Genomic DNA, 10,937 nt, shown 5'->3' with positions numbered 1-10,937 from the left:
CCGGCGGCGCTTGGCTCAGCCAGTACAAATATTAAAACCCCAGCATATTACGCCAGATATGGTGCCCGATGCTAACGCTTTCAAGGTGCAACATTCTCGTCGCAGACATAAGCTGCTACACTGCGCTTATGTTACCAACGCAGCAGGTAGTAAACGCCAATGGCCCGCTATACGCAGAAGCCGCTCGATATCAGCAAAGTTCTGTCGCACAGTAGCCTGGCGTCGCAACAACAGCAGGTTGCCCTGGTGCAACAGTTGAATCAGGTATTGGCTGAGGTATTACAACTGGAGCAACTTAGTTTTTGTCAGGTTAGCTGTATCCGCGATGGCCGGGCCGTTATTTTATCTGCCTCTGCGCCCTGGCTAACCCGTTTAAAATTGCAGCGCGACGCCATTCTAGACAATTTTCGCCGAAAAATCTTGCCTGATTTGGCTGGAATTGAGATTGAAGCCTCTCCCAATGGCCAGATTAACAAGCCGAATGTGCCGATACCGCAAAAAAACAGCCATCAATTATCAGATTCTGCCGCGACGGCCCTGCTGTCTGTAGCACAAAACACCGACGGTGCCTTAAAACAGGCGCTGCTGAAACTGGCCCAAAACGCAGACGCTAAAAACAACAAAACCCGGTAATAACCGGGTTTTGCGTTAAACCTTCAACTTTATGCCAGTTGCGGCGCCAGATAAGAAATAGGCATTTGCGCTTTATCTTCAAAGGTTACAAATTCCCAGTTTTCCTGGTTTGCTAATACCGCACACAGCAACTGGTTATTCAGTGCATGGCCGGTTTTAAAAGCTTTAAATTCGCCCAGAATACTGTAACCCGCCATATATAAATCGCCGACGGCATCAAGAATTTTATGCTTGATGAATTCGTCTTCGTAGCGCAGGCCGTCCTGGTTTAATACCCGGTACTCATCCAGCACGACGGCATTATCAAAGCTGCCACCCAGTGCCAGATTGTTTGCCCGCAGATATTCTACTTCGTGCAGAAAACCAAAAGTACGGGCCCGGCTGATGTCTTTAATAAAGCCGGCGGCAGAGAAGTCCATCAGCATATGCTGCGTGGTTTCAGCGATAACGGGGTGATTAAACTCAATGGCAAAATCAATTTTAAAACCATGGTGCGGCTTAAATTCGGCCCATTTGTCACCGTCTTCTACCCGCACAGCTTTCTTGATACGGATAAATTTTTTCGCTAAGCGCTGCTCGGCAACCCCCGCTTCCAGTAACAGGTAAACAAAGGGGTTTGCGCTGCCATCCATAATGGGAATTTCAGCAGCGTCAACTTCTACGACCAGGTTATCAATACCCAGCCCGGCAATGGCCGCCATCAGATGTTCAGTGGTGGATAACCGCACGCCATTTTCATTGATTAAACAGGTACACATCACGGTATCGCCCACTAACTCAGGCGCTACTTTGAAGTCGACCACAGGATCCAGGTCCACACGACGGAACACGATACCCGTGTTGTCCGGCGCAGGTCGGAGAGTAAGCGTAACCTTTTCGCCTTTGTGCAATCCTACTCCAATGGAGCTGACTGTCTTGTCGATGGTACGTTGTTTAATCATAATTTCTTCCTGCTCAAATAATAAGCAATCACAAAATGGCGGCGAAGCATAGCATAACGTGGCAATTATGCCAAATTTCACTGAACAGCAGCTTAACTCTGCTGCCGGCCATGCCGCTGATTTTAGCTATACCCAGTATAGCCTTAGTCAGCCTGTTTACGTAAAAACGCTGGAATATCAAAAATATCGATATTCGCTTTGCTCTCTGGCTGCGCTTTAGCTGTTACTGCCGGCGCTTCATCACGCATGGGCTGCTGAGCAGCTTTTTGCATAGTGTTACCTTGCTGCACGTATACAGGCATCGGCTCAGGGCGGCTGTTTGGTACCAGGCTGATATCCGGACGGCGGTCTGCACCAATACCGGTAGCCACTACAGTTACGCGCAGCTCATCCTGCATATTGGGGTCAATAACCGCACCCACAACCACAGTCGCGTTTTCAGAGGCAAAAGCTTTAACCGCGTTACCGACAGTTTCAAACTCTTCAATGCTGATATCCAGGCCCGCAGTGATGTTCACCAGTATGCCTTTCGCGCCTGACAGGTCGATATCTTCCAGCAACGGGCTTGAAATAGCTTGCTCTGCTGCTTCTTCTGCACGATCAGGACCTGATGCACGGCCACTGCCCATCATCGCAGTACCCATTTCAGACATAACAGTGCGCACGTCGGCAAAGTCAACGTTGATTAAACCCGGACGGGTAATCAGCTCAGCAATACCTTGTACCGCGCCAAGCAATACGTTGTTCGCCGCTTTGAATGCATCCAGTAAGCTGGTGCCTTTTCCTAATACCTTTAACAGCTTGTCGTTAGGAATAGTGATTAACGAGTCAACATGCTTGCTCAGTTCCAGAATACCTTCATCGGCAAACGCAGTACGCTTTTTACCTTCGAACGGGAACGGCTTGGTTACTACTGCCACGGTTAAAATACCCAGTTCACGCGCCACTTCGGCCACGATTGGCGCTGCACCGGTACCTGTGCCACCGCCCATACCGGCAGCGATAAACACCATATCAGCACCCTGAATGGTTTTCTTGATGGTTTCGCGGTCTTCTTCTGCTGAACGACGACCAATCTCCGGGTTAGCGCCGGCGCCTAAACCTTTAGTCACATTAGCGCCTAACTGCAGCGTAATGTTGGCTGATGAATTACGCAGTGCCTGAGCGTCGGTATTCGCCGCAACAAACTCTACACCTTCAATATTGCTGGCAACCATATACTCAACAGCGTTACCGCCGCCGCCACCAACACCTATTACTTTAATTACAGCTTCTTCGCTGTGGTTTTCCATTAGTTCAAACATAGCTCTCTCTCCGTTTCTACGCTTAGTTTAAAATTCGCCTTTGAACCAGCTGCTGATCCGTTTGACGAAACTGCCTACTGAATCACGCACATCTGCCACTTTCTTCTGCTGAGTGCGCGCATCTTTGCCGTACAACAACAACCCAACCACACTGGCGTACGCCGGGTCCTGTACGTATTCTTTTAAGCCGGTAACATGCATAGGCTGACCTACGCGCACCGGCATCTGAAATATGTCTTCTGCAAACTCAACGGCACCTTCCATTTTGGCTGTGCCGCCTGTCAGTACCACGCCTGCCGCTATCTGCTCTTCCAGGCCAGAGCTGCGAATTTCTTCCAGCACCAGCTCAAATAATTCCTGATAACGTGGCTCTACCACTTCTGCCAGCGTGTGACGCGACATCGACCGGGCCGGACGCCCGCCCACACTGGGTACTTCTATACTTTCTTCTTTACCGACCATGCTGCGAAGCGCGCAGGCGTACTGCACTTTAATCTCTTCAGCATGGCTGATTGGGGTGCGGAAAATTTTGGCGATATCGCTGGTAACCTGATTACCGGCGACCGGGATCACCGCGGTGTGACGCAGCGCGCCATTGGTATAAATTGAGATATCGATAGTGCCGCCGCCCATATCAACGACACAAACGCCCAACTCTTTTTCATCGTCAGTTAACACGGCAAAGCTTGATGCCAGCGAGGTAAAAATCAGCTGATCTACTTGCAGGCCACAGCGCTCGACACATTTTTCGATATTCTTCGCCATATCGTTGGCGCAGGTAATAATGTGCGCCCGCGCCTCCATCCGCACGCCAGACATGCCGACCGGGCTTTTAATGCCTTCCTGCATATCGACCGAGAACTCCTGCGGCAGTACATGCAGCATGCGTCGCTCGGCAGAAATAGGCACCGATTTAGCCGCATGGATAACATTTGACACATCTTCAGCTGTTACTTCAGTGTCGTTAATCGGCACCATACCGCTTTCGTTCTGGCAGCGGATATGCTTACCGGTGATACCCAAATACACTGACGATACGCGGCAATCAGCCATCAGCTCAGCTTCATCTATCGCCCGCTGTACCGCCTGTACTACCAGGTTCAAATCGTTAACGCCGCCTTTATCCATACCACGGGAGACATGGGTGCCCACACCGACAATACTCAACTTGTCGTCGGCGGTAATTTCGCCCACCACCGCTTTGATTTGCGCGGTACCGATATCAAGGCCAACTATCAGATCTCTATCTAACGACTTTGTCATGCTTTTCTCTTTTGTTCAGTGCTGTAGCGCACTGCTACACCTGTGTCGTAGCGCAAGTCCACTTCGGCTACGGCTTCTGCTTTGTGTTTAGTGATCACCGGATACAGCTCTATAAAGCGCTGTAGCCGTTTTAATGTATCTTCCCGCCCCAGTTTCAGTGCCACACCGTTGCTGAGGTTTAATTGCCAGGAAAAGCGCTCGGTTAAGCCAAGCGCGACGGCATTAAATTTATGCAGGGCCAGCAAGCCCTGCATATGGTGGAACATGGACAGCGCATCCTGCTGGCTACCATCGGGGCCGGTTAGCATCGGCAGTTCCGTTTTCAGCTGCTGTAAGGGCGCCACAAAGACATCACCCTGTGTATTTAGAAGTTGCTGCTGATTCCAGATCGCTACCGGCTGTTGTTCTGTTACTACCACAACCAGGGCATCAGGCCATTGTTTGCGCACGGCTACCTGATATACCCAGGGTTGCTGCAACAGGAACTGCTGCACCTGATCCACGTTCACACTAAAAAAGTTACCTACATACTCATGCTGCAATAGCCGGTGTAACTGCCTGGCATCAATATGCACAAAATCGCCATACAGCTTAACCTGACGCACCGGCGCACTCTGTTTACTCTGCACCCAGTCGCTGATTTTCAGCCCGGTCCAAACCAGCCCTGCCACAGCAACAACAAAAAACAGCACACCGGCATAGAAAGCCGGGCGTTGTTTCAGTTGTAAGGTGGGCAGTTGCCAGTTCATTGTTATCTTGCCTCTTGTGCCTGCGTCAAAATGGCCAGTACCAGGTCGTTAAAACTCAGTCCTGCTGCCTTTGCCGCCATCGGCACCAGTGACTTTTCTGTCATACCAGGAACCGTGTTTACCTCAAGCAAATAGTGCTGGCCGCTTTGGTCGAGCATGATATCGACGCGGCCCCAACCCGATGCACCAACGGCATTAAAGGCCTTAAGCGCAGTGTGCTGCATAGCGGCAGTTTGCTCGGCGCTAAGCGGCGCCGGGCATAAATACTCAGTACTGTTGGCCTGATATTTCGCTTCGTAATCATAAAAAGCGCGCGGTGTACGCATTTCCACTACCGGCAGTACTTCGCCGTTTAAAATAGCAACGGTAAACTCGCGGCCATTAATCCAGCGTTCGACCAGAATTTCACTGTCGTATTTCAGCGCGGCGTGAATCGCCTGCTCCAGCTCTGCGGCACTTGAGGCGGCACTCATACCTATGCTGGAGCCTTCATTGGCAGGTTTAACCATCACCTTGCCACCTAACCCAGCCAACAAACCGGCAAAATCAGTGTCATTGCTATGCACCACAGCAAAGGGTGCCGTGGGTAATTGTTGCGCCTGGAATAGCCACTTACAGCGAATTTTATCCATCGCCAATGCTGAGCCCAGCACACCGCTGCCGGTATAAGGCAGCTGCAATTGCTGCAGCGCGCCCTGCATACTGCCGTCTTCACCGCCGCGACCGTGCAGCACAATAAACACGCGCTGTGCGCCACTGTCGGCCAGCTGTGCCAGAGACTGGCTTTGCGGGTCAAACGCAAAAGCGTCGACACCAGCAGACTGCAGAGCTTTTAGTACCGCATTACCTGAGCGCAGCGATACCTCACGTTCTGCAGAAGTACCGCCAAACATAACTGCAACTTTGCCAAAAGCATTGGGGTTACTGCTCATGCTTTTTCTCCTGCACTGGCTTTGAGTAAATTAATATTGAGCTGCATTGCGGCAAGCTTTTTAACCAGGCCGCCGATATTACCCGCGCCCTGTGTCAGCACGACATCACCGTCCTGCAGCACATCAGCCAGGCTGGGCGCCAGCTCATCAGGCTCAGCAACGTATACCGGGTCCAGCGTGCCACGGGCGCGGATAGAGCGACACAGACTGCGGCTGTCAGCACCGGCTATTGGCGCTTCACCTGCGCTGTACACCTCAAGCAGCAGTAGCTTGTCTACCGTTGACAGCACTTTGGCAAAGTCTTCGTACAGGTCCCGCGTGCGGGTAAAGCGGTGTGGCTGGTACGCCATGACTAAACGCCGCTCTGGCCAGGCAGAGCGCACTGCCGCTATCGTTGCGGCGACTTCGGTCGGGTGATGGCCATAATCATCCAGCAATAACACTTTGCCGTTGCCGGTATCAAACTCACCATACTGCTGAAAACGCCGGCCTATACCCTCAAATTTACTAAAAGCGGCCAGGACCGCTTGCTCACTGATCCCCTCATCGCGCGCCAGCGCAAAAGCCGCCGTTGCGTTAAGCGCATTGTGTTTACCCGGCAGGTTCAGTACCACTTCGCGCTGGTTGCCGCTGCTATCGCCCGCGGTATTGTCGGTAATAACAAACCGGCTTTGCGTGCCACTCTGGCTAAAGTCACTGATAATAAAGTCAGCGTCGCTGCTAAAACCATAAGTCAGCACAGTGCGGCCAATTTTTGGGATCAGCGCACGTAGTACAGGATCGTCAATGCATACCACCGCCACGCCATAAAACGGCAGGTTGTGGCAAAACTCCAGATAGGTCGACTTAAGCTTTTCAAAGTCGCCCTGATAGGTGTCCATATGATCAGCTTCAATGTTCGTGATCACGGTTGCCAGCGGCTGCAAATGCAAAAATGAAGCGTCGCTTTCATCGGCTTCGGCAATTAAATAGCGCCCTGCCCCAAGACGGGCATTAGAGCCTGCTGAGTTAAGCAAGCCGCCAATGACAAAAGTTGGATCAGTACCCGCTTCGGCAAAAATAGACGCCAGCAAGCTGGTAGTAGTGGTTTTGCCGTGCGTGCCAGCTACCGCAATACCGTGGCGAAACCGCATCAGCTCGCCCAGCATTTCAGCCCGGCGCACCACCGGGATCCGCATTTCGCGGGCTGCGGCAACCTCTGGGTTGGCGCTGTTAATCGCACTGGATACCACTACTACACTGGCGGCTTCGACGTTAGCAGCGCTATGGCCAATATAAATAGTGGCGCCCAACCCCGCTAAGCGCTCAGTAACTGCATTAGGTGCAATGTCCGAGCCGGTAACGTTATAACCTTCATTCACCAGCACTTCAGCGATACCGCCCATACCAGCACCGCCGATACCGACGAAGTGAATACGTTCTACGCGGCGCATGGCCAGTTTTTTCTGTTGCGGTGTACTAATCATAAATGCTGTCCTACTGCCTGTTGGCCGGCAAAATGCTGACACTGCGCTACTACCTGTGCTGTGGCGTTATCCAGCGCACAGGCACGCGCTTTGGCGGCCATCTGTTGTAACGGTGTTTTGTCTGTCAGCCACTGGCTAAGCAGTGGTAACAACCTTTGTTCTGTCAAATCCTGCTGCACCACTAAAAGTGCCGCACCTTGTTCTGTCAACCAGCGTGCATTGGCGCTTTGATGATCATCAATAGCTGTTGGCAAGGGTACAAACACAGCCGCCACCCCTGCTGCGGCCAGCTCACTAACGGTGAGCGCACCCGCGCGACAAATGACAACGTCAGCCCAGGCGTAGGCCTGTGCCATATCGTCAATAAAAGCGCTCACATTTGCTGTTAGCTGCGTGGCACTTTGCTGCTGATAAGCCTGCTCTGTCTGCTGCTGCAACGCTTTACCGGTTTGGTGGCGAACCGCAATAGCACCTGTAGCGGCCGCTTTGGCGAAAATAGCCGGTAAAGTGTCATTCAATACCCTGGCGCCCAGGCTGCCACCGACCACTAACACTTTTAACTGGCCACTATAATCATGCTTGGCAGCCACATTAATCAGTTCTGAGCGTACAGGGTTACCCACCACCAGCTGCTTTGATTCAGCTGAAAATGCAGCCGGAAAAGCCACCATCACTTTATCGGCAAGCCTTGCCAGCAAGCGGTTGGTGCTACCGGCAACGGCATTTTGTTCATGGATTAACAGCGGCAAGCGCTTTAACCAGGCTGCAACGCCACCCGGGCCACTGGCATAACCGCCAAAACCCAGCACCACATCAGGTTGCACGGTGTTGAGTACCTGCCTGGCCTGCCAGACAGATTTCAGTAACATCCAGGGCGCTTTTAGCAATGACAACACACCTTTGCCTCTAAGCCCGGCAACTTCAATAGTATGAAATGGCCAGCCAAACTGCGGTACCAGTGTTGCTTCCATTCTTGTCGCAGTGCCCAGCCAGTGAATTTGCCAGCCCGCAGCATTTAGCGCCGTTGCTACCGCTTGCGCCGGAAAAATATGCCCACCTGTACCGCCTGCCATAATCATGATGCGGGGCTTAGTCATTGCGGCCCCCACTGATAGCATGTTTACCTTTAAGCCTGACTTCAAAGTCGATACGCAGTAGCAGCGCTGCCGCGGCGAGCATAATAATTAAGCTACTACCGCCTGAGCTGACAAAAGGTAATGTCAGCCCCTTGGTTGGCAAGGCTCCTGTTGCGACACCAATATTGACAGCCGACTGAAAACCAATCCATATAGCCAGCGCATAGGCCAGAAAACCGTGGAAACTCATTTGTTTTGCCAGCGCACGCTGCCCAATCCATAACGCGCGGTAAACCAGCATAAAAATCAGCGCCAACAATATACTGACGCCAATGAAGCCTGTTTCTTCAGCAATCACGGCCAAAATGAAGTCGGTATGGGCTTCTGGCAGATATTCCAGCTTCTGAATACTGTTGCCCAGCCCCTGACCAAACCAACCGCCACGACCGAATGCCATTAACGATTGTGTCAGCTGATAACCACTACCAAAAGGGTCTGCCCAGGGATCGAGAAAAGCGGTTACCCGTTTCCAGCGGTATTCGCTGTATACGATCAGCACACCAATTGACATCAGGCCGGTAAAAATCAGACAAAAGAACTGCCATAACTTAGCGCCTGCCAAAAACAGCAACGCGACTGAGGTAGCAAACATCACTATTACTGTGCCTAAATCCGGCTGCATCAGCAGCAACACGGCAAAAGCAAACAGCACCACCAGCGGCTTGATAAAGCCTTTTAAGTTTTCACGCACTTCTTCGTGCCGGCGCACCAGATAACTGGCCAGATAAACGAAGAAAAACAGCTTGGCAGGCTCAGCCGCTTGTAAACCAACAGGGCCTATTGCCAGCCAGCGCGTACTACCGTTGACATTACGGCCAAACAACAACACCGCAACTAACAGCGCCAATGCCGCGAATAACAACAGCATATTGCTGTTATGCCACCACTGTACCGGTACATTCAGCACCAACAGCGCCACAGAGAAACCCAGCGCCAGATAAACCAGGTGACGGATGGTGAAATGCAGTTCATTGTCATACAGCCGGGTAGCTACCGGCACCGATGCGCTGGTGACCATCACCACACCCACCGCCAGAATAAGCAGCAGCAACGTTAAAAACAGCTTGTCGTACGCGGCACCGTCTTCGGCATTCCACCAGTTGCTGATACCCTGCAACGGGTTCGGCCAGGACATATTCAGTAAACTAAGCGCAAGTTGCTTCATAGCACCTCCGCTTTGACAGCGGCGGCAAACTGCTCGCCGCGGTCAGTGTAGCTTTTAAACATATCCAGACTGGCACAGGCTGGCGACAGCAGCACCATATCGCCCGGTTTGACTATTTTCGCTGCGGCTTTTACCGCATCCTGCAGCGTTTTGACCTGCACACTGTCAGCTTTTAACGCGGCGATAGCCGGGCCATCCTGGCCCAGCGTAATCAGCTGGTGAACCTCGGTATCCAGAACCGGTTTCAGTTCGCTTACATCAGCGCCTTTAGCATCACCGCCGGCGATCAGAATCAGCCTGCCAGAAACGCCAGGCCGTAAGCCGGCAATAGCCGCTAAGGTTGCGCCGATATTGGTGGCCTTGGAGTCATTAACCCAGCGTACGCCGTGCTTTTCAGCCACTAAGGTGCAACGATGCGGCAAGGCTTCAAAGGTGGTCAGTGCTTTAATTAAACCTTCGCGGCTGGCACCGGCAGCCAGTGCCAGCGTGCCGGCAACCAGTGCATTAAACTCGTTATGGGCACCAAATATTGTCATGTCACTGACAGGCAACAAAGGCTCGGCATCCAGCACCAGCCAACGTTTGCCCTGATATTCGGCAATACCATAAGTCGGGTCGGCCAGCTTAACACCTAAAGACGCGGAGCCTTCTGGCGTAGTAGCGGCGTCTTCCAGATTAAATACCGCTAACCGGGTGTGCTGATACACCCGTTGTTTGGACGCAGCGTAAGCAGCCATAGTCTGATAGCGGTCCAGATGGTCGGCACTGACATTTAAAATAGTGCTGGCGACACTATGCAAGCTGCTTGTGGTATCCAACTGAAAGCTGGATAACTCCAGCACGAACACTTCTGTGTCCTGCTGGTTGATAGCATCGAGCACAGGTAAGCCTATGTTGCCGGCCGCAAGCGCTTTTACACCGCTACACTGCAACATAGCCTCAACCAGCTTGGTTACCGTCGACTTGCCGTTAGAGCCTGTGATGGCAACGACAGGCTTAGTATTGTAGCGGGCGAACAATTCCACATCGCCAAGCAGTTCAACGCCCTGCGCTACCGCAAAACGAATTGCAGGATGAGTCGGTGACAGGCCGGGGCTTAGAATAATCATATCCATTTTCGCCAGCCGGTTTGCATCAAGCTCACCAAGGTAAATACCGTCAACTTTGTCAGCTGCAATATGCTCGATACCGGCAGGTTTGCTGCGGCTGTCCATCAGCACAGGTTTGATACCAAGGCTCAGCAGAAAACGCACTGTCGCCAGGCCTGACAGGCCCAGGCCAACAACGGCTATGCGTTTCTTTGCCAAACTTTGCGTCATACCAGTCTGTGTCAGCGTCATATGCATTC

At 52.2% G+C, this 10,937-nt stretch carries 10 protein-coding genes; 1 reads left to right on the top strand and 9 read right to left on the bottom strand.

Annotated features, from left to right (window positions below; translation table 11 throughout):
* The first annotated feature begins 159 nt into the window (after positions 1–159).
* Positions 160–633 (top strand): DciA family protein, encoded by a 474-nt coding sequence (locus tag AC5SV9_RS13820; protein WP_475151407.1) that lies wholly within the window; start codon positions 160–162, stop codon positions 631–633.
* 29 nt (positions 634–662) lie between these two features.
* On the opposite strand, the gene lpxC is transcribed toward AC5SV9_RS13820, so the two are convergent.
* From lpxC to murD, 9 genes are all read right to left on the bottom strand, one after another.
* Positions 663–1,574: a UDP-3-O-acyl-N-acetylglucosamine deacetylase gene (gene lpxC, locus AC5SV9_RS13815; protein WP_134052265.1), complete on the bottom strand. Its 912-nt coding sequence runs from the start codon at positions 1,572–1,574 to the stop codon at positions 663–665.
* Between the two features lie 143 nt (positions 1,575–1,717).
* A complete protein-coding gene (gene ftsZ / locus AC5SV9_RS13810; protein WP_134052267.1) occupies positions 1,718–2,878 on the bottom strand; it encodes a cell division protein FtsZ in 1,161 nt (386 codons plus the stop codon).
* Positions 2,879–2,905: 27 nt separating this feature from the next.
* Positions 2,906–4,141, bottom strand: a complete 1,236-nt coding sequence (ftsA, locus tag AC5SV9_RS13805) for a cell division protein FtsA (RefSeq protein WP_134052269.1) — start codon at positions 4,139–4,141, stop codon at positions 2,906–2,908.
* Entirely contained in the window at positions 4,138–4,890 is a 753-nt protein-coding gene (locus tag AC5SV9_RS13800; RefSeq protein ID WP_495473516.1) for a cell division protein FtsQ/DivIB, read from the bottom strand. Before AC5SV9_RS13800 ends, ftsA begins: the two co-directional genes overlap by 4 nt.
* Before the next feature lie 2 nt (positions 4,891–4,892).
* Positions 4,893–5,822 carry a D-alanine--D-alanine ligase gene (locus AC5SV9_RS13795; protein ID WP_475149475.1) on the bottom strand — a complete coding sequence of 310 codons (930 nt, stop codon included), beginning with the start codon at positions 5,820–5,822 and terminating at the stop codon, positions 4,893–4,895.
* A complete protein-coding gene (gene murC, locus AC5SV9_RS13790) occupies positions 5,819–7,288 on the bottom strand; it encodes a UDP-N-acetylmuramate--L-alanine ligase (protein WP_475149476.1) in 1,470 nt (489 codons plus the stop codon). The genes AC5SV9_RS13795 and murC overlap by 4 nt, the downstream gene beginning before the upstream one ends.
* On the bottom strand, positions 7,285–8,385 hold the full coding sequence (murG, locus tag AC5SV9_RS13785; RefSeq protein ID WP_475149479.1) for an undecaprenyldiphospho-muramoylpentapeptide beta-N-acetylglucosaminyltransferase: 1,101 nt from the start codon (positions 8,383–8,385) through the stop codon (positions 7,285–7,287). The genes murC and murG overlap by 4 nt, the downstream gene beginning before the upstream one ends.
* Positions 8,378–9,589 carry a putative lipid II flippase FtsW gene (gene ftsW, locus AC5SV9_RS13780; RefSeq protein ID WP_134052279.1) on the bottom strand — a complete coding sequence of 404 codons (1,212 nt, stop codon included), beginning with the start codon at positions 9,587–9,589 and terminating at the stop codon, positions 8,378–8,380. Before ftsW ends, murG begins: the two co-directional genes overlap by 8 nt.
* Entirely contained in the window at positions 9,586–10,929 is a 1,344-nt protein-coding gene (murD, locus tag AC5SV9_RS13775) for a UDP-N-acetylmuramoyl-L-alanine--D-glutamate ligase (protein WP_475149480.1), read from the bottom strand. Before murD ends, ftsW begins: the two co-directional genes overlap by 4 nt.
* Positions 10,930–10,937: the final 8 nt, after the last annotated feature.

The sequence above is a fragment of the Rheinheimera sp. ATLC3 genome (assembly GCF_059429535.1).
Note: the sequence above shows the minus strand (reverse complement) of the source record. Positions and strands in the feature narration are given on the sequence as shown.